The organism is Segatella sp. (assembly GCF_977051555.1).
This window is the reverse complement of record NZ_CDRSSE010000011.1, coordinates 1-23,037: the sequence shown is the minus strand read 5'-3', so window position 1 is coordinate 23,037 and position 23,037 is coordinate 1. Positions and strand designations below refer to the sequence as shown.

The following is a 23,037-nucleotide window of genomic DNA, read 5'->3' as shown; positions in this document are numbered from 1 at the left end:
GCCACAGCCCGGTCTTCATTTATGCCTCAGCCCGGTCTTCATTTAAGCCTGAAAAACTGCAGAAAAGCCTCTTATTTTGCAACTGGGAATACGTAATATTCTCTGTCTACATCGTAATCCAGAACCCACTGGTCAATCATCACATTATCGTCTAAAGCCTTGATGGTTACGTTGTGGCTGCCACCAGGCAGCGTAACGTAGAAGCTCTTCAGCGTCTGGCCGCGCCACAGGTCAAACTGCCAGTCCTTTGAGTTGTAAACCTCCTTCAACTGGCAGATTACCGGTTCGCCACGGTCTATGCTCACACTCACCCTCATATCCTTTACAGCGTTTAGGAAGCAAGGAATAACGGCGATGGTGAAACGCGCATCACCGCTCTTGTCGCAGTAAAAATCATAGCTCAGACTGGCTCCTTTCGGTAATTTCACAGCCTTGCCGCTGTGACCTAACAGCGGACGGACGGTAATCTTCTCGGCTCCTTTTACGGCAGCCTGGGCAAGCGGCGATTCGGTAGCCTCGCTCCATTCGTAGGCATTCTTGGCAATGATGTCGCCGGTAACTGCAGAGAGCGGCTTGAGATCGTTGCTGCGGTCGAAGGCATCTGCTTTCAGTCGCTTGATGTCGGCAGCCGGGAGTGTGCCCGGAATCTGCGGAGCCTGCATCTCTGCACCGTTGGTAAGAATGAAATCCTTCCATTTGCCGTTTCTGATGTGACTATAGTAGGCATTGAGCTGCTTCAGTTTGTTGTAAGCATCAAGGCTCACAGCCGCTGCAGCCTTCGCCTCATCGTCTTTATTAAACAGTCCCGGACGGGAGATGTATCTTGCTTCCTGTGCCTCCAGCTCCTTTTCGGCTACTAAGGCAGCCAGGAATATCGGATATTTCACTACCTCGAAGAAACCGTCTTTCTGGTTCTGAGGCAGCATGCGTTCGATGGATTCAGTCTTCGCCTTCAACAGGTCGTAGCGGTAGAGAAAACGCTCCAGTTCGTTGCCGAATTCGCCTGAATGAAACTCAGTATCGCCGTAAGGCATCGCCATATAAGCGGAATGGCGGATGCTGGTAAGGCGGTAATATTCTTCCATCAGAGGCATGATTTTCTTGCCCGTAATGGTACCAAAGAATGCGTTGAGAGAGTTCTGGATATACGTCTTGCAACCTGCTTTCAGGGCGTTTTTATTCCACGCCAGGTTCATCATCATGGCTAGCTGGAAGGTTGATTGTTTCGGATTGGTAATGTTGGCTATCCAGGCACAGTCTTCGTCGTTGTGAGCCTCAGAACGGTGTGATTTGCCGCGCTGGGCATTCTTGCTCTCCAGATAATCCTTGCTGTTGAGCATTTCGAGCAGCAGGCCCGGCGAGAGATTGCTCATCTCCATCTGTGCATCCGAGCATACCAGCTTCACATTCTCAATGGTTTGGCGGTGTTTCTTCTTGTGCTTCTTGCCCACGAACTCCGTCACCTTGTAGTTTTCCGCCACGCAGATGTCGAAACTGTCTACCACAGCCTTGTTGTAAGCAGCCTCGTGTTTGCCGTCTACCTGCCACAGCGTATTGGCTCTCAGGCGCAGCATCAGTCGGGCGATGCGGCTGTAGTTCTGCGGTTTCATCCACTGGCTGTTGTTCAGGGCAAGTCCTCTGAATTCTATTCTCGGAACCTCTATCCACTGCTGGTCTGCGGGTGTGTAGAGACTCTTGCGCTGCGCCGGCTGCAGGTCGTTCCATGCCGCCAGAGGCGAAACGCCAGCCAGCTCAGAGAGTTTCATGATGGCGTAAGCCGTTCCGCGGGCGTTGCTTCCGATAACGATGAGTTTCCCTTTCCTCGTACCGATGTAGAAAGCATCCTTTGCGGTGATAATAAGATGCAGCGGCGTACCGAGTTTTTCTACTGCCGAAAACTCTTTGTTGGTGAGCTGGTCGAGCTGGTAAATCTGTATCGGAGCACCTGATTTTTCTTTCGCATCGAATCCGGTTACGGCTTTCATATCGCCCGCAAACTCCTTGAGGGCAATTTTTACTACCGGCGAAATGATAGAGTTGGTGGTATAAGATACTCTTCCGTAGCCGTCGGTCCAGTAAACGTTGGGTGCTGCGGTCTGAGTTTCCGTCTTCTTCACTTTGGTTTCGGTCAGCGCGTTGGCATTCAGGCTAGAGAAGCAGGCCAGAGCCAAGGCTACGCCTAATATAATCTTTTTATATTTCATTTTTCTTCCGTTTTTGTCTGTTCAGTTGTAGATTCGCTTTTTGCTGAAACTACATATTTCTGCAATTTGCAAAGATACATAAAAGTGTTTAATATCTGAAATTATTTAGTTTTTATTTGCTTATTACATTATTTATTGTTACTTTTGCACCAAATAAATTAAAAGAAATGATGACATTATATCCAAAATTGATTGAAGAGGCGCTTGCTACGGTGATTTATCCAGGCACCAAGAAGAACCTCATAGAGAGCGAGATGCTGGCAGATACGCCTAGCATCAATGGTATGAAGGTGAAGGTGGCTCTTCTCTTTCCTCGTGATACGGATCCTTTCCTCAAGAGTACGGTGAAGGCGGCTGAGGCTGCCATCCATTATCATATTTCGAAAGATGTAGAGGTGGAAATCGTTACTGAGTTCAAGTCGGCTCCTCGTCCTGAGGTGGGAAAGATGCTGCCACAGGTGAAGAACGTCATCGCTGTGAGCTCTGGTAAGGGTGGAGTAGGCAAGAGTACCGTTTCTGCCAATCTCGCTATCGCCCTGGCTAAGTTGGGCTACAAGGTGGGCTTGCTCGATACGGATATCTTCGGTCCTTCCATGCCTAAGATGTTCGGTGTGGAGGAGGAGCGTCCTTATTCTGTTCACAAGGACGGCAGAGACCTCATCGAACCTGTCGAGAAATATGGCGTGAAGCTCCTGAGTATCGGTTTCTTCGTAAGTCCTACTACTGCTACTCTGTGGCGCGGCGGAATGGCTTGTTCTGCCCTGAAGCAGCTGATTGCTGATGCTGACTGGGGTGAGTTGGATTACTTTATCCTCGATACGCCTCCTGGCACAAGCGATATTCATCTTACGCTGCTCCAGACGCTTTCCATTACGGGTGCAGTTATCGTAAGTACGCCTCAGCAGGTGGCGCTTGCCGATGCGAGAAAGGGTATTGACATGTATCAGAATGATAAGGTGAATGTGCCTATCCTCGGACTTATCGAGAATATGGCTTACTTTACGCCTGCCGAGCTGCCAGAGAACAAATATTATATCTTTGGTAAGGAGGGTTGCAAGAACCTCGCCAAGGAGATGAATGTGCCTCTGCTCGCCCAGATTCCTATCGTTCAGAGCATCTGCGAGGGTGGTGATGATGGTGCGCCTGCTGCTACCAAGGTTGATTCCATTACCGGTCAGGCTTTCCTCAGCCTTGCTCAAAGCGTAGTAACGGTGGTGAACCGCAGAAATGCCGAGAAGGCTCCAACCAAGATTGTAAGTACACACTAAGAAGTAAATATCCTATTTGATAAGGGTATAAAATAAAAAGCTAGGATTGCCCTCAAGCAGTCCTAGCTTTTTTTTATCAGAGGAGTTAACAGGTTAACAGTTAACAGCTGTTTTTTGCATGGTCACCCCCGAAATTATTCATTGTACATTATCCATTCTCCACGATTTCTTCCACCTCATCCTCTTCTTCTGCTACTTCGGCAGTAAGGTTTGCCTTGAGTCTGGCTGAGCGCAGTTGCTGCCTGAAAACTAGGCAGGTAGCCAGGAAATAGACACCCGTTTGTATCCAGAGTGCTCTGAATTCCGGCAGAATATCTGAAAGCGAAGCACCCATACTGCTGATTCTGAGGAACCCGCGGATGCCGAAAGTGGATGGGAAAACCCACGCAAATCCTTGCCAAAAGCCTGGAATATTGCTCAGTGGCCATGAAACTCCCGTCATAAAAAGCAACGGAACGGAGGTAAATACCACCAGAAGCATCACATTTTCACGATATCTTACCAGACACGACAGCATCAGACCGAAGAAAACGCACGAAAGAATGTAAGGAAGGAGGAAACCGAGAATAGTTGTCCACGTTACCATACTTACAAAACTGAATAGCTTGGGAACTACCAGCGTAAGATACATTCCCATCACGGCATAAACCATGAAATAAACCAATGCCTTGCCGAAAACAATGCGGAAAATACCGCCATAATGCTCGCTTACCGGTATGAGTTCGCGGTTTCTGTTGAGTTCTCTTGATGTTCCCGCTGCCATTCCTATGCCCAGCAGCATCGTCTGCTGCAGGATAAGAACCAGCACAGCCGGCAGAATGGCATTTCCGTAACCTCCTGTCGTGTTGAATATCGGAACCTCATCAAAGGCGAGCGGCTCGGTGGTAATCTCATCGTCTCTATCCGTAAACCCTCCAGCCTGTGTTATCTGGATGCCCGAGTTGATGTGGCTGGCTACGGCCTGCGAGGTCTGATAAATCGCCTTATAGGTCAGCATCAGACTCATATCGCAGTAAACTCCCACATGCGCCTGTTCGCCCCGGTTCAGCTTCGTATCGAAGTCGGCAGGGAAGTAAAGGATTCCGTGAACTGCCTGCCTGCGCACCAGTTCCTTCGCCTCGTCCAGACTGTTGCAGTAATAGGTAGCCTTGGCATCTGGTGAAGCATCATAATCGCGGATAAACTCGCGAGAACTGTGACTGTGGCTCAGGTCCACAATCGCCGTATCCACCTCTCTCACCACCTCGTTGTTGTAAATCCACGAGTAGAGCAGCGGATAGCCCAGCGGCACCAGAATGCAGAAGATGAGCACACCCTCATCGCGGAACACATTGCGCATTTCCGTTTTCCAGATGTAGCACATGTCCCAGATGCCATTGATAATCTTATATAGTAAACTACTTTTCTTCATTTAATATCTAACATTTAATCTTGAACATTCAACACTCAACATTCAACATTCAACACTCTTACGGCAGATACTTGTAAACCAGCATTGCCTTCTTGATGTTCCAAATAGTGAGCATCGGCAGGGCACAGAACAGCACCATCGCGTCCCAGTGGAGCACAGCATCGCTCATCGGGAAACCGTTGAAGATGTTCATCTGGTAAATCATGTAGTAGTGGCGCATCGGGAAGAGCTGGCCGATAGACTGTATCGGCGAATCCATCGAGAAGAGCGGATAGGTAGCTCCGCAGATGGAGAAACTCACCACGCCCCACAACGAACAGATACTCATCGACATGCGGAGCGAAGGCATCAGTCCGAAGGCAAAAATGCCGAAACACTGGCAGGAAAGTACGCTCAGAACGCCTAACAGGATGATAGGAAGCGCGCCGCCCGGATGAGGGAACTGTAATACATAATAGATGTAGAATTCGAACAGCAGGAAGATGCTCAGGAAGATGAGTGTCTGCGGCAGCATCTTGCCCGCAATGGCGAGATAAGGATTGTTGCCTGCCATCCGCATCCAGTCTCTGGCACGGTTGAACTTCAGTTCCGTACCTATAGAATAAGGTGTAATCAGGAAGATGAACAGCATGATGAGTCCCGGCACCATTACGCTCGACAGATAATAGTTGTAGTTGGCGTACGGGTTGCCTATCATGTGCAGATCTACGGCAATAGGCTGCAGGAAAGTCATGATTTCATCATTCGTTTTTCCCAGCGCCGAAAGTTTCGCCATTCCTGCCGCCGCACCTCCCAGTGTAGAGATGGTTTTCAGGTCGCGGAAGAGCAGGGAACCGGCTGCCAGCGAAACGCTGCTGTAGTAGAACGAAATCTTAGGCTGCTTCTGTGCCATCAGTCCTGCCTCCGTTCCGCTAGGAATCACCATAAAGGCATAGATTTCGTTCTTCTGGATAGCATGTCTTGCCTCAGCCATGTTCTCGTAGTGGCCCACTACCTTGGTGGTCTGGAAAGCATCGAGCTTATGTACCAGCTGTCGCGATGTAGCCGAGTTGTCCTGATCTACGATGCCCACAGGCATGTCGGTAGGCACACCTCCCTTCATCAGCGAGGTGAAGAAAATCATCACCACGATGGGGAAGATGACCATGCAGAAGAGATAAATGGGATTCTTCCACATGATGCCGCATTCTCTGAGGGCTATATGATATAATTTCTTAAACATAGAACTTGTTTACTTTGAACTTTGAACTTTGAACTTTGAGCTTTGAACTTTATGATATGCTTAATATCTCAAAATTTTATTGTAAGCTTCAAGAAGAAAACTAATCATAAAGTTCAAAGTTCAAATCTCAAAGTTCAATGTTATTTAATGATGAGTGACATTCCCGGGCGCAATCCCTCAATCTTTGTGATAGAACGTGCCTTCACCTCGAAAGTCTTGCGGTCGTAGTCGCCATTATCCTTGGTTGCCTTCCATGTAGCGTAAGAGCCCTGGTCTTTCAGGTAGTAAACCTTCATCTTGATGTCCTTGTTGAAGGCAGGAACGTAAGCGGTGAACTCATCGCCCTTGTTCAGACCCTTGAGATGGTCTTCGCGAACATTGAAGGTTCCCCACATATCGTTCATGATAGAGATGCTCATGATAGGAGAGCCGAGGCCTACCAGCTCGCCTACCTTAGGATAGACATTGCTAACCTCGCCCTCGCACTGGGCAATCTGAACGGTCTCTTTCAGAAGATTCTTCACTACATCCACAGCGCTCTTCGAAGCCTGGGTGTTGTTGGCAGCCATACGCTTCTCCTGCTCGCGGGCTCCATTCTTCGCCATATCGTACTGACTTCTGGCTGCAGCCACCTGAGCCTCTGTAGCCTTGTAGGCTGCGTAAGCCTCATCTCGTTTCTGACCGCTGATTACGCCCTCGTTGAAGAGGTTCTGCATGCGGTCGTAGGTCTTCTTGGCGATGGTTGCGGCAGCTTCAGCCTGCTGAACCAACTGGTAAGCACCCTGAATCTGCTCCTTGCGTGCACCGGCATCCGTCAGGTCCTTCATCGCCTCGGCTGCAGCGTTGGTAGCCTGGAGCATCTGTTCCTGCGATTTCATTTCCGGCACTTCGAGGATGGCGAGCGTATCGCCCACATGAACGTAATCGCCTTCCTGAACGCGGAGTTCTACTACGCGCCCCGGCAGTTTGCAGGATACTCTGTATTCTGATACCTCTACCTCGCCCTGAATGGTGTCATCCTTCTGTTCCAAAGTGAAGAAACCGATGACGCCTACGAGAATGACTACTGCTGTAAAACCGATTACAGCGAGCAATATATTGTTATGCTGTGATTTCTTAGACATTTGTTTAATCTGAATTTTAATTTGTTATTATTATTACTGCAGGATACCGAGTGCCTTGTTCAGCCCAACCTGAGTCAGCTTCACGTCGATTTCTGCATCAATCTTCTGGCTCTGTGCTTTCTGCCAGGCAGTCTGTGCAGCCATCACATCAGTAACCTCCATCACGCCTTCCTTGAAACCAAGGTTGGCGCATCTCAGGTTCTCATCTGCACTGGCGATGTTCTTCATTGCCATGTTGAGCTTCTTCTGGGCTTCCTTTACCTTAAACTGGCTTTGGGTAATCTGCAGATGAATCTTCTCTCTCGTATCATCCAGGTTCATCTGGGCGATATTGCTGGCAGCCTTGGCGGCTCTCACCTTGTAGGCGCCGTCGAACCAGTTCCATACCGGAATATGAATCATCACGCCTACATTCCAGACTCCGGTAAACTTCTTCTGGAAACCATTGAATACGTTCGGGTTCGAAATCATGTAGCCGCCTGTCAGCATGACGTGAGGCAGATTGATGGCGCGAACCATATTGGTAGCTTCTTTAGAGATGTCGAGCGCATTCTGCAGCATGCGGAGTTCCGGACGGGTGTTCAGTGCCGAATCCTGTGCTGCCACTTTCTGCTGCTCGGTGTCAACAGGAGTTCCTGATAAAGCCAGGGTTTCCTTATCTTCATCGGCAAGTGTGATTTCCTGGTTCATCGGAATGCCGCAGAGCTGGCAGAGCAGCATCTTCGACAGGGCGAGTCCGTCTTCTGCCTGGGTAATCTGCATCTCAGCTTCGTTCACTTTCACGTCTACTTTCAGTCCGTCTGCCTTGGTGGCTACTCCCTGCTGAATCATCTTATGAACATCCTCGTTCAGTTTCTTTACGAGGTCGCGGTAACTGATGGCGAGTTTCTGCTTCTGCTTCAGCGAAACGGCGAGCCAGTAAGCCTGGTCTATGCTGTAGAGCGTGCTCTGGGTCTGCTGGTCGAGATCATTCTCTGCAATCTGCTCTCCGATGTCGGCAATCTTGTTGGCTGCAATGATGGCTCCACCCATATAGATAGGTTGGCGAACCATCACGCTTCCTGCCCAGATATTGCGGGTGTCGGTGCGGAAAGCATCTACCAGTTTCTCTCCCAGCGCATTGCCTTGCTGCTGCAGGGGTCCCAGTTTCTCATTCATCAGTCCGCCTATCTGCTGCGCTATCTCCGGGGTAATCATTCCCTGACTTACAAGTTGGCTCAGCAGATTGCTGGCTCCTCCCGATATTCCTCCGGTAACGGTAGAGCCGATATTGCTGAATGTTGATTTCTGACCGTCGTTCAGCAGCGAAATCTCCCTGCTGAACCATTCGTAACCGCCTAAAGCATCTACTTTAGGAAGATATTTGGTACGTGCCGATTTCTTCATGTTGTACGCCACGTCTTTCTTGAGCTTCGAGGCATTGAGCTGCTTGTTGTTGCGCAGCGCCATGGCACGGCAACTGTCAAGGCTCAGCGTTTGTGCCTGAGCCCCGGCAGGAATCAATGCTCCCATCAGCATGATAAGAGTTATATATTTTTTCATCCTTTGTTTATAATATTATATAATATTGAATGCAAAATTATGGAATTATTCTTAAATGACAAAGAAATTTTGTTTATCAAATCTTTAAGAATCAAAAAATATATTGCATTGTGGAAAAATAGAACATACCTTCTGGTTTTCCGTAATCCCTTAATCGTCTGTTTCTTAGAAATGCACCCGTTCTGTCTCGCCCCAGGTAGGGTCTACGGTAATGCCTATTCCACCACCCGTACTGTCGCCTCCGCCACTGAATCCGTCAGCAATGGAAATCTCGGTATAGGCTGTTTGGTTCTGATGGATTTTCAAATCGGCTTTTTCAAAACTCTTTACTACCTTTGCATCGGCATCCAGAAAGCTGATACTCATCTTGATGTTCTTCTCTTCTTCATGTGGGAAGGTGTAGACGGTAAAGTCTCTGCCGCCATCTTTCATACTGAAATTTTCGGTCTGACGGCTGTTCACGCAACCGAATCCGGTGGTTGCATCCAGGGTGCTGCTGCCGCCGGTATAATAGAACTTGACGCTCCTGATTTCTTCGGGAATGGTTTCGTCGGTAATATGTACCTTGAAGGCGCCAACTGCTCGTTTCAGATCGATTTCAGAGGTGGCTCCCTCTTCGTTTACGCTCAACCTGCCGTAATAATAGAAGGTGTCGGTAAGCTTGTTGCTCGCAAACTTTACTTTCTCGGGTGCGCTGACAGAGCAGTTCCCCTTTCCGTTATGGGCAATCACCACGAGGCGGTATTCTCCTTCGTCCAGACTCACATGGGCAGTTCCGAAGCCATTGTCTGTTGAAAGCTGGTTCACCGTCTCCAGTTTCTCCTCTCCGTCAAAGATGGCAAGTGTCAGTCTGGAGCACACATCGCCCAGCGCCATCTGCTTGTCGGCAGCTTTGGTTGTCAGCAGACTTGTGCCTTCTATTTTCTGCACATGGATAGTTACATTGGCGTTTGCCTCACGTGATTTTCCGGTTGTTTCGTCAATCGAAAACTTCTCACATGAAGTAAGCGTCGCTACGAGCATCAGCAACAGGGATGCCAGTAACCGATAGGGCTTCTTACTCATAATAGTTCTTATTTACTAGTTGCTCTATGCATTATCTCGGAGTTTCCTCGGGCATAAAGATGTGGCAAATATACGTTTTTTCTCTTTTCGATGCAAGTAAATTCTAATAAATCTTTATATTTTTTGTCATTTATCTGTTTTTTCGTAATTTTGCATCGGTTTTTCTGTACTTACAGAGCCGATTTTGCATTATATATATAATAAGGTATAGAAGATATTGGTATGGATAGGAAGATAAAAGCATTATTTTTTGATATTGACGGCACCTTGGTGAGTTTCAAAACCCACAAGATTCCGCAGAGCACGGTAGATGCCTTGGAGCAGGCTAAGAAGAATGGGGTAGAGGTGTATATTTCTACCGGTCGTCCGCAGCTTATCATCAATAACCTCGGGCAGATAGAACATCTCATCGACGGTTACATTACCACCAATGGCGCGCGCTGTTTTGTAGGCAATCAGGTGGTGAGCCAGCACGCCATCCTTCCGGAAGATGTGAAGAAGATTATCGAGGCTGCCGACCGTGATGATTATCCGGCAATTGTAGTGGGAGAGCATCATCTTGCCATCCATCATTATACCGACGAGGTTTATGAAATCTTTGCCAAGGGATTGGGAGTGGATTGCGAAATCTTCCTGACCGATGTGAACGAATTGGGAGATGAGCAGGTTCTGCAGGTTACTCCTTTCTGTTCGGTAGAGCAGGAGGCGCTCCTGATGCCTACGCTCCGCAACTGCACGTCGGGCAGATGGCATCCTGCCTTTACGGATATTACGGCAGCCGATGCGGATAAGGGCAAGGGCTTGCATGCAATGGCTGATTATCTGGGTTTGAATATAGATGAAACCATGGCTTTCGGCGATGGCGGCAATGATATTTCCATCGTCCGGGAGGCTGGCGTAGGTGTTGCGATGGGCAATGCGGGAGATAATCTCAAGCAAATAGCCGATTATATTACGACTCATGTGGATGAAGATGGTGTTAAGAATGCCCTCCTTCATTTTGGCGTGATTTAAATACTTGGGCTTATTGCCTCTGTTTTTATAACTCTCTATATATAATAAGGTGTAATTCTGATGAAGCCTTTTTGATAGGCGAGTTTCATTTTAATAAAATAATGAGGGCAAACATGTCATTTGTTTTGTCGAATGGCATGTTTGCCTTTCTGTTTTTAAAACTTTCCTTTTGTATTCAGTTTCTTTCAATAATTTACGTTTTGGGACAATAAATGCCAAAAAGCTTACGAAAGGTAATAAAATACACGAAAAATATACATAAAGTACCATAAAGTTGGTATTTTGCGTCAATTTGTTTGCTGAAAATTTGTTTAATTAGCAAAAAGTATGTATCTTTGCACCCGATATTTGTAAGTTGTTTAATTTTTAAGAGAGAGGATTATGGTAAAAAGATTGACCATGCTCATGGGGGGAGTCATACTCGGTACGAGTATGACTTTTGCTCAAAATGTTAATGTGTCAGGTGTCGTATATGCAGAAGACGGCGAACCTGTTGTTGGCGCTTCCGTTAAAGTAGATGGTACTAAGACGGGTACTGTTACTAACATTGATGGTAAGTTTGAATTGGCAATACCTGCTGATAAGAAGAAAATCACAGTTTCTTACCTTGGTATGTCGCCAAAGACCGTTACGGCGGGCAAGAACATGAAAATTACATTGAACGATGATACTCGTTCTTTAAAGGAAGTGATGGTTGTAGCTTATGGTACAGTAAAAAAATCTGCTTTTACTGGCTCGGCTACTGAGGTTTCTGCAGATAAGTTGAAGACTCCTTCTGCTTCCTTAGATAAAGGTCTTGCAGGTCAGGTGGCTGGTGTACAGGTTGTTTCACAGTCTGGTCAGCCTGGTTCTGGTACATCTTTCCGTGTTAGAGGTTCTGGTTCTTTGTCATCTAGTAATCAACCTCTTATTGTTGTGGATGGCATTCCAACTTCAAATGAAGAATATTCTCAGGTAGCATACGCCAATGATGCATCTAGTAATATTTTAGCAACCATCAATCCTAATGATATAGAGTCGGTTACGGTGCTGAAGGATGCCGCAGCAGCAGCACTTTATGGATCTAGAGCTGCCAATGGCGTGGTAGTTGTTACCACGAAATCAGGTAAGTCGGGAAAAGCTAAGGTGTCTTTTGATGTTAAATATACCACTTCCTCTATTGCAGGCAAGTACGACATGGTGAGCTCTGCAGATTATTATAAGACTCTTTATACAGCTTATCGCAATGCGGGAAAGTCTGTAGAGGATGCTAATCAGCTGACTCAAGGTACTTTTACTCATAATCCATACAATGTGGATAATCCTCTGGATGCCAACGGCAATGTGGTGGATGGTGCTAGGATAGTTGTAGATACAGACTGGCAAAAGGAAATCTTCCATGCAGCCTCTACTTACGATGCCAATGTGAGTGTAAGTGGTGGAACAGCAAAGTCTTCTTATTTCTTCTCAACAGGTTATCTTGATCAGGATGGTATTACCCCTAGTTCACATTATAAACGTTATTCTGCTAGCTTGAATGTGAAGTCTGATGCAGCCAAATGGCTGTCTGTGGGTATGAATGCAAAATTCTCTTATGGAGTCCAGAATACTGAAGTGGCAGGTAGTGCAGGTGCTAGCCCTCTGTATGATGCAGTGTCGTTCCCTAATGCTGTGCCTTTGTATGTTGTAGATTCCAATGGTCAGCCAGTATTGGATGCTAATGGAAATCGACAGTATAATTTTTCCAACCCAGTAGCTCGTGATATGAATCCAGTTGCGCTTCCTAAAATGGACGTGCACCGTAGTAAGATGTTGCGCTTCATTGGTTCGGCATTTGCGGAAGTAAAATTGATGGATGGCTTGAAATTCAAGACCCAGTTCTCTCCAGATATTGTTTATAATAACGAGCATCGTTACTGGAATCCTGAACATGGTAATGGTCCTGCCTACAATGGTCGTCTTGACAAGTATCATACCACTGACGTGATGTATACTTTCACAAATACATTTAATTATTCGAAGACGTTCAGTGATACCCATCATGTCAATCTCTTGGCAGGTATGGAATATTGGCAGAGCACTTATGAGTATCTCTATGCGGGTGGTACAGGTGTAGGTGACTCACAAGAATTGTCGCAGGCTACAGCCTTGCTTTCTCCTGATTCTTATACTACCAAGGAAACGATGATTTCTTATTTCGGTCGTGCGGAGTATTCTTATAAGGAAAAGTACAATCTTGCTGCTAGTTTGCGTACTGATGGTTCGTCTATCTTCGGTGATGACAACAAGTGGGGTACCTTTTGGAGTCTCTCTGGTGCATGGCGCATCAATAACGAGGAGTTTATGAAAAATATCAATTGGATAGACAACCTCAAGCTTCGTGTCAGCTATGGTACTTCTGGTAACAAGAGTGGCATTGAACATTATCTCTACAATCGTTATTTGTCACAGGGCATCTATGGTGTCAATGCCGACTATAAGTATGGTAGCGATAAGGGTGCTGTGCTTGAGCAGTTAGAAAACAAGTCGCTGTCCTGGGAAGCTCAAAAAATGTTCAATGTAGGTGTTGACTTCAGCTTCTTGAACAGATTCTATGGTTCTTTGGATTATTTCTATAAGACTTCTGATGGCTTGCTCTATAAGTATCCTTTGGCTGAACAGAATGGCTTGCTTAACATAACAATGAATGCAGCCAAGGTGGCTAACCACGGTTGGGAGTTGATGTTGGGTGCCAATGTACTGAAAAACTCTCCAGTGAAATGGAACGTTGAGCTGAATGCTTCGTTCATCAAGGATACCATCAAGGATCTCTATGGTGACAATGATGTACGCCAGACTTCCTATGCCAAGATTTGGACAGTAGGTGGTAGCCAGTATGAGTTCTATATGCCAACTTGGGCTGGTGTTGATGCTGAAACTGGTGATCCGCTGTGGTATCATGTCAATGAGGATGGTACTCGTACTACTACAAATTCTTATAGCAAGGCAACTTTTGAGCGCCAAGGCAAGTCAACTCCTGATGTTTATGGAGGTATCCACAATGCGGTATCATACAAGAGCTTCGACCTCAATGTGCAGATAAATTATACTTTGGGTGGCAAGGTATATGATGGTATCTACGCCAATATGATGAGCGAAGGTAACACAATGGGCAGCAACTTGCACAAGGATGAGCTGAAGGCATGGACTACCTCAGGACAGCAAACAAATGTGCCACGTTATGTAGTGAACAATGGCAATGGTTCTAACAGTCTCTCTACTCGTTTCTTGTATAACGCAACAAATGTGCGTTTGGCTAACGTTACGTTGAGCTATCGCCTCCCAAGCAACTTGGGAATCTTCTCAAAGGTGATAAGTGGGGCTAAGGTTTATGTGTCTGGTGATAATCTTCTGACATGGTTCTCTTCTGACTGGAAGGGATATGATGACATAGATATCTATGGTGTGCAAGGGTACAATGCTTACCCATCCATCCCAACTCCACGTTCATTCACAGTAGGTGCTAACATTACATTTTAATTAATTATTAACGACTCATATTTATGAAAAAGATAATATTTTCACTTTTGGTGGCAGCACTTTTGGCATCTTGCTCCTCAGATAATTTGTATCAGGACCCTACTAACGGTTTGTCTACTAGTACAGCTATACAGACAAAGTCGAATGTAGGAATGGTGTTGACAGGTGCTTACGAGCAGATAGGACATTACTATTATATGACTATAGGTCAGATTGCTCTTGACGATATGGGCGATGACGAAATGCTGTCCAATGGTGCTTTCGGCTTTTCTCCATACAAGTGGAACCAATACACATACGATTATACGCAGTATGCTCGTATCAATGACGGATGGTGGAGTTCTTATTGTAGCTATCTTTGGAGAAAGGCTTATACCGCTATCGATCAATGCAATCTTATTATTGAAAACGCAGACAATTTGCCAAATGGATGTGAGGACTATCTGGCTCAGGCTCATGGCTTGAGAGGATGGAATTTTCTCAATCTCTATCATTTGTTCTGTCCAGCTTATCTCAACAAGACACTTGGCGGAGACAATGGAAAGGGCTTGTTCCTTCGCCTGGCAAGTGCTTCTTCCGATAAGAGTACGGTTGTACCTCGCTCTGACTTGAAGGCATCTTTGCAGCAGATTATCGATGATTTCACTTATGCTTATGAGCACTGTACTTCTACAAGTAACTATTATGTCAACAAGAAAAGTGCGGCTTTGTTCTTGGCTCGTACTTATCTGGAAATGGGCAACTATCAAAAAGCATCGGAGTTTGCGGAGGTGGCTGCAAGTAATACCTTCGATGGAAGTAACTTGATGAGTCAGCAAGAGTATCAGTCGGGCTTTATGACCGCCAACTCTGAGTGGTTATGGGGCTTTAAGTTTGATGAGGAGTCTACCAATATCTATGCCTCGATACCTTCTTTCTATCATGCTGCTAAAGCAATGGATGCTAATTCCACCTTTGGAACTGCCAACTATGGCAAGCAAGTGCCTGGAGAAAAGGTTGACAACCGTGTGACTTACTTGGAAGAGAATGCCATCGACTATGTGGTCGGGTATGGTACCATTCGATTTGCAAAGTCTTTCACAGATATTTTCAAGAAGGATGAAAATGGCATTTGGACAGATTGTCGTGCTCTTTTCCCATTCTATATTGATAGCAAGGATGGATATTTTACGGCCAAATTTAATAATCGTAGTACTCTCGGAGTAGCTGATTATCCGATGGCTCGTATTGCTGAGGCTTATTTGATAGAAGCAGAGGCTAAGTTCAAGTTAGGTGATGCAGCCACGGGCTTGCGTGTTCTCAATGCCTTGCAGGTAAAGCGAGGCGGTTCGGTGTCGGCTGCCATCAATATTGATGAAATATGGAAAGAGCGTCGCCGCGAACTCTATGGTGAGGGCTTTGCATTGACAGACTTGAAACGTCTCAACATGCCTTTGCATCGTGAGGGTGATGATCAGTGGAGTTCAACCAAGGACTTGCCAGCTGACAGTCCACGCATGATGTTCCCTATTCCTGATGATGAGCTTGATAACAATCCTTATTATAAGAATAGTACTGAAGATTATAATAAGGGACAGAATGATTATTGGGCTAGATAATAGTAAATATTAACTTATAATCCTGCTTGCAAGGGAAAATTGCAAGTGGGATTTTTTAACATTTAATTCAATGAAAAAGATAAAAACTCTGATGATGCTGGCTTTCGCTTTTGCCAGTTTGGGTATCTACGCACAGTATCCTGCAACATCTGATGTCTTGGAGTTTCAGAATCGCAAGATAGATGTTGCGCCATTTTTTGATGGTTTTCCTTTCTCTCAGTTCCGGCTCTCTGATGATGGCTCCAAACTTTTTTTCCTCAAGTCGGGGGCAGAGTCTCGTATGCAGTGGATTGAGTTGGATGGTAAGTTGACTCCTTTTGACGGCAAGGATGCCATCGATGCCGACTTATCTAAGCGAAATGGATGGAATCCTGTTTATAATGCAGGTGATAAAAAAGTGTACTGGTTGGGGGATGAACATAATGAGGAGAGGTTCAATATCTATCGTTGCGACCTCAATAATCCTGGTAAGCCAGAACGTATTACTGATGTCCCTTATGTTTACGAGTGGGGATTCAATCAAGATAAGTCGAAGATTGCTTATGTGGGTAGAATGGGACAGAATGAGAATCGCCTTGATGAGCTTCATGTCCTGGACTTGAAGACAATGAAAGACCAGCTCGTCGGAATTGATAATCCTGACTATCGTTATACCTGGGGTTCTATCAGCTGGCGACCTGATGGAAGCGGAATTTTGCTTACGGCTTTGAAAAACATGGATCGCCGTTTCTGTACTATTGTCTATGTTGATTTGAATACCAATAAGATAACGCCTCTCAATGACTCTGCCAAAAATGCCAGCTTTGATGGCTGTGACATGATGAAGGAGTGGGTGAACAATGACGAGTGCTATTATTTTTCCGACCAAGATGGCTATCGTAATCTCTATCTTTTCAATGCCAAGACCAAGGCTACCAAGCAGATAACAGCCTATAAGGAGCCTTTGGAGGATGCGCGTATCGTAAAGATAGGCAAGAAAAACTATATTTTCGGATTACAGTCAACTCCTATACAGACATCGATGATTCTTATCGACCCTGCTACCAATAAGGAGGTGTTTCGTAATGAGTCCGACCAAAACTATACTATAGGTTCGGTAAAAGGCAATGTGGTAAGGGTTGTTGCCAACAATGTCACAAACCTCATGAAGGTGGAAGACCTTGTGGTGGGCAAAAAGAGTGTAGTTCGTAAGACTGTGCTCGGTATGCCAGAAAAGGTCCAGAAAGAACTGGTGCAGGGAGATGTGGAGAGACTCTCTATTCCTACATTCGATATTGATCCTTCTACTGGTAAGACTCGTATGATTCATGCTTATCTCTTCAAACCCAAGAATCCTTTGCCAGTGGATAAGAGTGTGGTAATGATACAGTCTTTCTATGGTGGTACAAATTCCTATGATGCTGAGTATCAGATTTACAATAAGGCAGGTATCTATGTCTTGAGCCCTGCTCCACGAGGAAGTGTAGGCTTCGGTCGTGACTTTGCCGCACTCAATGATGGAGATTTGGGAGGTAATGAGATAATCGACATTATTAAGTGTGCCCAGTATATATCCGAAAAGTTGAATGTCCCTGCAGAACGTGTTGGATGTTTTGGTGTAAGTCATGGTGGTTACGCTACTATGCGCTTGATGACTTTCCCTGGCGAAATCAACGGAAACAAAGCGACTTTCCCATTTGGCTTTGGTGTTGAAACAGCAGGTTTTTGTGACATCATCTATCAGCACACTCATTCTAATATTCCTGACTGGACGTTCTTGGAGGCAGGCGATCCTATAGCCAATAAAGTGAAAATTATAGATCGTTCTCCATTATATCATGCCGAGAAATTGTCGGGACCATTGCTTCTGTGTCATGGAAATCATGATAATCGAGTGGATATTGAGGGTAGTAGATTGATGGATAGAATGTTGACTCACCTTGGTTTGCCTCATAGATATGTGGAGTTTGAGGGATTGGGACATGGCGTAAAAGGTAAGGAACCTTTAAAAATGTTCTATCGAAATGTGTTCCGTTTCTTGGATGAAATTGAAGCAGGAGATGGAAAAAATATAAAATAAGGCAAAGTGATTTGCCTCGTTGTTGACTAAGTCAACACTTATATCTCTCTCGTCTTGGGGGACTGGCGGTGGTCAGTCCCCTTTTTGGCTTTATAAGAGAGATTTCTTGGTTAATGAGGGTGTGTCATAAGTTCGGATAATAGTTGGTGTATAACAGTTGGCTGCCGCATGCACAACAGCTGTTGTGCATGCGCATATCAGCTGTTATGGAATAAACACCATAAAGCAAGGATATGATGATTGAAGAAGCTAAGAAGGACAACTTGCTGGAAACTAACGGATTTGCTGTATTTGGCAGTGTTTCTAAAGAGAAATGAGATGCAGAATATAGAGTTCGTTCAGTTACCAAAGCATTACCCATATAGTTACCGAACAATACATAGGTAACAAAACAATGGAAAGATTGTTGCCGACCGGCGCATTCTTCATAATTCTGCATAAGTTTGAATTTTGTCAGTCGCCTATACGATTATAATTTTGCAAACTAAAAAGTATAGGCAATGAAAGTAGAAAAATTCAAGGTGTTGCTCTACCTCAAAAAGAGCGGTTTGGACAAGAACGGTAAGGCTCCAATTATGGGACGCATTACAGTGAATAACACGATGGCGCAATTTAGTTGCAAGGTCTCTTGCACTCCTAACTTATGGAGTGCAAGAGATAGTCGCTTGGTAGGCAAGAGTCGTGAAGCGGTTGAGGTTAACGAAAAGTTGGACAAACTCGAACTTTCCATAAACTCGGCTTTTGAGTCGCTCATCAGTAAGCATAAGGACTTCTGCGCCAAGGATGTCAAGGAACTGATGCAAGGATGTATGCAGACCCAAATGACTTTTCTGAAAATGGTTGACCGAGTGAACGATGAGTTAAAAAGTCGCATCGGGGTTGACAGATCGCCAAAGACTTATTCTGCATATCATTATAACAGATTAAATCTCGGCGAGTTCATTGAGACAAAATATAAGATGAAGGACTTGGCTTTTGGACAACTTACCGAGCAGTTCATTCATGACTATCAGAATTACGTGATTGATGAACGTGGATATGCCATCGAGACTGTGCGCCATTATCTTGCCATCATCAAGAAGGTTTGCCGTCTTGCATTCAAGGCAGGTTATGCAGACAAGCTTCATTTCAAGCATTTCATCCTTCCTAGGGAGACTCGAAGGACTCCAAGAGCGTTGAGCCGTGAATCTTTTGAGAAAATTCGTGATATAGAGATTCCAGAATGTAGAAAGGCGCATAGAATAGCAAGAGACCTGTTTCTTTTCGGATGTTACACTGGTGTATCCTATGCAGATGTTGTCTCAATAACGGAAGACAACATCTTTATTGGAGAGGACGGCAGCAAGTGGCTGAAGTATTGCAGACAGAAAAATGGGCATCGTGCAAGTGTGAAGCTTCTCCCTGAGGCTCTTGACTTGATAGACAAGCATCATGACGATTCAAGAAAGACATTATTCCCTCTGATGCATCATGCGAATCTGTCTCGCCATTTGAAGGCACTGAGAGAACTCGCTGGAATAAAGGAGGATTTGTGCTATCACATGGGACGACATTCGTTTGCGTCGCTCATCACGCTAGAGGCTGGAGTTTCCATTGAGACCATCAGTAAGATGCTGGGGCATAACAACATCAGAACCACGCAAGTTTACGCCCAGGTGACTCCACAAAAGTTGTTTGACGATATGGATGTTTTTATTGAGGCGACAAAGGACTTGAGATTAATATTGTAACGACAACCCCATAAAATAGAAAGAATATGCGTAGTACATTCAAACTGTTGTTTTATATCAACCGCCAGAAAACAAAGTCTGACGGAACTGTTCCTGTCATGTGCAGAATAACCATTGATGGCAAGAACACTTCCATGACCACTGGCATCATCTGCAAGGCGGATGCATGGAACAGCGAGAAAGGAGAAATCACAAATGTCCGTGACAACAATCGACTCAAGGATTTTCGCAAACGTGTCGAAAAGGCATACGAGGAGATTCTGAAAAGTCAAGGTGTGGTGAGTGCCGAGATACTGAAAGGCTATCTCAGTAATAATGTTGCCATACCAACAACCCTGCTGATGATGGGAGAAAAAGAACGTGAGCGTCTGCTAATCCGTTCCAAGGAAATAGATTCCTTGTCATCATATAACCAGTCCAAGTACTCACAGCGGTATCTTCGTGACTTTATTGTGGCAAATGGAAAGACGGATATTCCATTTGCTGAGGTTACCGAGGACTTTGGAAAGGAATACAAGGCATATCTGAAGCGAGAGAAGAAATTCTCGTCTCGTCTGACCAATACATGCCTTTGCTGGCTCAACCGCCTGATGTTTCTGGCTGTGGATTACGAATTGTTGAGATTCAATCCCATTGAGGACATGGAATATGAAAAGAAAGATGCTCCTGTCCACAGACACATCAGCAGAAAAGAGTTGGAAATATTGCTTTCCACGCCGATGCAGGATGCACGAATGGAACTGGCTCGCCGATGCTTCCTTTTTTCTACCTTCACAGGCCTTGCCTTCGTTGATACGAAAAGGCTGTATCCCCATCATATAGGCGCAACCGCCAGTGGACGGAGATACATCAGAATTCACAGAAAGAAGACGGGTGTTGAGGCTTTCATCCCACTCCATCCCATTGCAGAACAAATTCTGTCGCTGTACAATACTACGGATGATGCCAACCCTGTATTTCCGTTACCGTCTCAAAATGCCATGCAACATGAGGTGAATGAGTTGGGATTCGCCATCGGCAAGGATGAGAATTTGACCTATCATCAGGCTCGTCACAGCTTTGGAACGTTGCTTATTGGCGAGGGTGTTTCCATCGAGAGTATAGCCAAGATGATGGGGCACGCCAACATCAATACGACCCAACGCTATGCAGAGGTAACCGACCGCAAGATAGTGGCGGAGATGGATAAGTTGATAAAATTGAGAGAGGAATATGGCTTGACAAAGCCAAACATTAACAATCAAAAATCAGAGTGATATGAGCAAAAGAGGAATAATAGAGAATTGCGGTTGTGGAATATTCTCCATACCAGCCACTCCAGTGTGGATGACCATACAGGAAATAGCGGATTTGTTCTGGCTGTTCGGGCAAGATGTCAGAAAGCAGATTCATGCCATCTATAAAAACAAGGAAATGGACGAGTCGGAAACGCACAAGTACATTCGTCAAACAGACAGAATCAGTTATGATGTGTTCAACCTACAGATGGTAATAGCCTTGGCTTTCAGAATCAACACCCAAGAGTGTCGTCTTTTCCGAAAGTTCATCATGGATAAAGTCTGCAAGGAAGACAAGCAGTTGTTTATGTTGTTTGAGTGCAAAAGCATAAGCGGAAACACCTTTAACTAAGTTTCTGTGCAATATACAAAATAGCGGTCAAACCAACCATATTCGATATGGCGGTTTGACCGCTGTTTTTTCTTCTATCATGGATTCGTCCATGCGCTTCTGTAATTTCGCATGAGAATATTCTCTATGTCGCTCTCCTTGTAAAGGATGGTTCCACCGATTTTACAATAAGGCAGATAGCCTTTTTCTCGATAGTCCTGCAAGGTACGGCGGGTAAGTTTCAACTTGATTGCCAAGTCACGCTCTCTGATAAAATGCTCCCCATTCAAGAGAGGCTTACAAAACTCCATGCTTCTTTCCAATTTGGACAAAGCATCTTCCATCTTGGCGTTGATGTTCTGCACGAACTCTTCGCCTACGGTCTTGATTTCATTCATATTCGTTCTTTTACTAAAATGGATTAAGTGGATGATGATAATGGTTGTTACTTTCGGGCATTCAAGTAGGTCATGGCTTCCTCGACATCCTCCATGCGATAATATGTCTTGTTGCAGATTTTGGTGTACCCGATGATGCCAGTTCTGCGTAAGTTCTGTAATGTACGCACGCAGATGCCAAGAATCTTGCACACATCATCATTATCAAGCCATTCGCCGAGTCGCTTCTCCTTGTGCTTGTCCAAGGTTGAATGGAATCTCATGAAAAACTCCTTAATGTTCTCGTTCAGCAGATTAAAATCTGATTTTTCAATTGCTACTAAATTCATACTTTTGAAATTTATGGTTCATTACTCTTGTTGTTAATCTCGCTTGCAAAGTTAAGGTATTTGTTTCTATAATCATCTGTTTTCAATAGTGCTGGCAGCATTTGGCGTTATTGTGGCAGCATTTGTCTTACTTCGGAAAAGAAAATTGAAGAAAATCATTCCCTACTATGTACATACTATACATTCTGTTACTTTTTTTATTCCGAATTTTGCAACCGAAACAAAGAAGTACGAACAAAAAACGACATAGAACATGAGTAATGAAGACATAATGAAAATGACGCAAGAGATACCAGTCCTTGCCAACAGCATCAAGCAAATGATGCAGCGCTTTGACAATCTGGAAAGAATGATTGTGTCTCATATTGGTGTTGACAAAGATACAATAAAGTGTCTTGGCGATGGAAGAATCTTGGACAATCAAGATTTGTGCGACATCCTCAATGCCAGTAAGAGAACGATACAGCGACTGAGAAGTGAAAAGAAGCTGCCTTATCACATGATAGGCAGAAAGACATACTACAAGGAATCAGAAGTAATGGATTTTATCAAGAAGTACATGACAGTTTCCGAGTAGAATAACTAAGTAACGCCGAAAGGCAAGTATTAACAATTAAAACATTAACGATCATGGTACAAAAGAAAAAGAGTGATGAACAGGACGTGCTGGTAGTCCGTGACGAAAAGACGGGCGAGATCAGCGTCGTCGCCGGACTCAGCAGGGATGGCACACCGAAGCGAGCGCCTGCCAAGGCGGAGAACACGCCCGACTTCCTGCGTTTTGACCGCAACAGTGACCTGATGGACAGTTTCTTCCGAAACTTCTTCCGCCAGTGCAAAGAGCCAAGCCGATTCGGATTCTACCGCATAGCGGCAGACCAGGTGGAAAACCTGCTTGGCGTGATGAAGGAGTTGCTGAAAGATCCGGAGGCTAACAAGGAGATTCTTTCCGCCCACAAGGTTGACA

The 23,037-nt window shown here is 45.2% G+C and carries 16 protein-coding genes and 2 pseudogenes; 10 read left to right on the top strand and 8 right to left on the bottom strand.

Annotated features, from left to right (window positions below; translation table 11 throughout):
- Positions 1-71: 71 nt before the first annotated feature.
- Positions 72-2,204 (bottom strand): glycosyl hydrolase 115 family protein, encoded by a 2,133-nt coding sequence (locus ACWJAO_RS04370; RefSeq protein ID WP_449139393.1) that lies wholly within the window; start codon positions 2,202-2,204, stop codon positions 72-74.
- Positions 2,205-2,374: 170 nt separating this feature from the next.
- Here ACWJAO_RS04370 and ACWJAO_RS04365 point away from each other — a divergent pair, with 170 nt between their 5' ends.
- The gene (locus tag ACWJAO_RS04365; RefSeq protein ID WP_449139413.1) at positions 2,375-3,472 is read left to right on the top strand and encodes an Mrp/NBP35 family ATP-binding protein; all 1,098 of its coding nucleotides are present in this window, start codon (positions 2,375-2,377) and stop codon (positions 3,470-3,472) included.
- Positions 3,473-3,620: 148 nt separating this feature from the next.
- On the opposite strand, the gene ACWJAO_RS04360 is transcribed toward ACWJAO_RS04365, so the two are convergent.
- The 5 genes from ACWJAO_RS04360 to ACWJAO_RS04340 all read right to left on the bottom strand — a co-directional run bounded on the left by ACWJAO_RS04360 (position 3,621) and on the right by ACWJAO_RS04340 (position 9,836).
- The gene (locus ACWJAO_RS04360) at positions 3,621-4,883 is read right to left on the bottom strand and encodes an ABC transporter permease (protein WP_264902449.1); all 1,263 of its coding nucleotides are present in this window, start codon (positions 4,881-4,883) and stop codon (positions 3,621-3,623) included.
- 58 nt (positions 4,884-4,941) lie between these two features.
- A complete protein-coding gene (locus ACWJAO_RS04355) occupies positions 4,942-6,105 on the bottom strand; it encodes an ABC transporter permease (protein ID WP_449139392.1) in 1,164 nt (387 codons plus the stop codon).
- Positions 6,106-6,245: 140 nt separating this feature from the next.
- Positions 6,246-7,229, bottom strand: coding sequence for an HlyD family secretion protein (locus ACWJAO_RS04350; RefSeq protein ID WP_449139391.1), 984 nt, complete (start codon positions 7,227-7,229; stop codon positions 6,246-6,248).
- Positions 7,230-7,262: 33 nt separating this feature from the next.
- On the bottom strand, positions 7,263-8,771 hold the full coding sequence (locus ACWJAO_RS04345; RefSeq protein WP_449139390.1) for a TolC family protein: 1,509 nt from the start codon (positions 8,769-8,771) through the stop codon (positions 7,263-7,265).
- A 165-nt stretch (positions 8,772-8,936) separates the two neighbouring features.
- Positions 8,937-9,836 carry a FimB/Mfa2 family fimbrial subunit gene (locus ACWJAO_RS04340; protein WP_449139389.1) on the bottom strand — a complete coding sequence of 300 codons (900 nt, stop codon included), beginning with the start codon at positions 9,834-9,836 and terminating at the stop codon, positions 8,937-8,939.
- Positions 9,837-10,058: 222 nt separating this feature from the next.
- On the opposite strand from ACWJAO_RS04340, the gene ACWJAO_RS04335 reads away from it, so the two are divergent.
- From ACWJAO_RS04335 to ACWJAO_RS04305, 7 genes and pseudogenes are all read left to right on the top strand, one after another.
- A complete protein-coding gene (locus ACWJAO_RS04335; RefSeq protein ID WP_449139388.1) occupies positions 10,059-10,850 on the top strand; it encodes a Cof-type HAD-IIB family hydrolase in 792 nt (263 codons plus the stop codon).
- A gap of 381 nt (positions 10,851-11,231) precedes the next feature.
- Positions 11,232-14,348: a SusC/RagA family TonB-linked outer membrane protein gene (locus ACWJAO_RS04330; RefSeq protein WP_449139387.1), complete on the top strand. Its 3,117-nt coding sequence runs from the start codon at positions 11,232-11,234 to the stop codon at positions 14,346-14,348.
- Between the two features lie 23 nt (positions 14,349-14,371).
- Positions 14,372-15,883: pseudogene (locus ACWJAO_RS04325) on the top strand (RagB/SusD family nutrient uptake outer membrane protein); the annotation flags it as partial.
- Between the two features lie 133 nt (positions 15,884-16,016).
- Positions 16,017-18,005, top strand: a complete 1,989-nt coding sequence (locus ACWJAO_RS04320) for a prolyl oligopeptidase family serine peptidase (protein ID WP_449139386.1) — start codon at positions 16,017-16,019, stop codon at positions 18,003-18,005.
- A 500-nt stretch (positions 18,006-18,505) separates the two neighbouring features.
- On the top strand, positions 18,506-19,735 hold the full coding sequence (locus ACWJAO_RS04315; RefSeq protein WP_449139385.1) for a tyrosine-type recombinase/integrase: 1,230 nt from the start codon (positions 18,506-18,508) through the stop codon (positions 19,733-19,735).
- Between the two features lie 26 nt (positions 19,736-19,761).
- Complete coding sequence (locus tag ACWJAO_RS04310; RefSeq protein WP_449139384.1) at positions 19,762-20,991, top strand: tyrosine-type recombinase/integrase; 1,230 nt, start codon at positions 19,762-19,764, stop codon at positions 20,989-20,991.
- Position 20,992: 1 nt separating this feature from the next.
- The gene (locus ACWJAO_RS04305; RefSeq protein ID WP_449139383.1) at positions 20,993-21,364 is read left to right on the top strand and encodes a hypothetical protein; all 372 of its coding nucleotides are present in this window, start codon (positions 20,993-20,995) and stop codon (positions 21,362-21,364) included.
- A gap of 77 nt (positions 21,365-21,441) precedes the next feature.
- Here the strand turns inward: ACWJAO_RS04305 and ACWJAO_RS04300 are convergent, their stop codons facing one another.
- Both ACWJAO_RS04300 and ACWJAO_RS04295 read right to left on the bottom strand, forming a co-directional pair.
- Positions 21,442-21,741, bottom strand: a complete 300-nt coding sequence (locus ACWJAO_RS04300) for a helix-turn-helix domain-containing protein (RefSeq protein ID WP_449139382.1) — start codon at positions 21,739-21,741, stop codon at positions 21,442-21,444.
- A 47-nt stretch (positions 21,742-21,788) separates the two neighbouring features.
- Entirely contained in the window at positions 21,789-22,070 is a 282-nt protein-coding gene (locus ACWJAO_RS04295) for a helix-turn-helix domain-containing protein (RefSeq protein WP_449139381.1), read from the bottom strand.
- Between the two features lie 277 nt (positions 22,071-22,347).
- Between ACWJAO_RS04295 and ACWJAO_RS04290 the strand changes: the two genes are divergently transcribed.
- Positions 22,348-22,647 (top strand): helix-turn-helix domain-containing protein, encoded by a 300-nt coding sequence (locus ACWJAO_RS04290; protein ID WP_449139380.1) that lies wholly within the window; start codon positions 22,348-22,350, stop codon positions 22,645-22,647.
- Positions 22,648-22,700: 53 nt separating this feature from the next.
- Positions 22,701-23,037 (top strand): annotated as a pseudogene (locus tag ACWJAO_RS04285) (hypothetical protein); the annotation flags it as partial.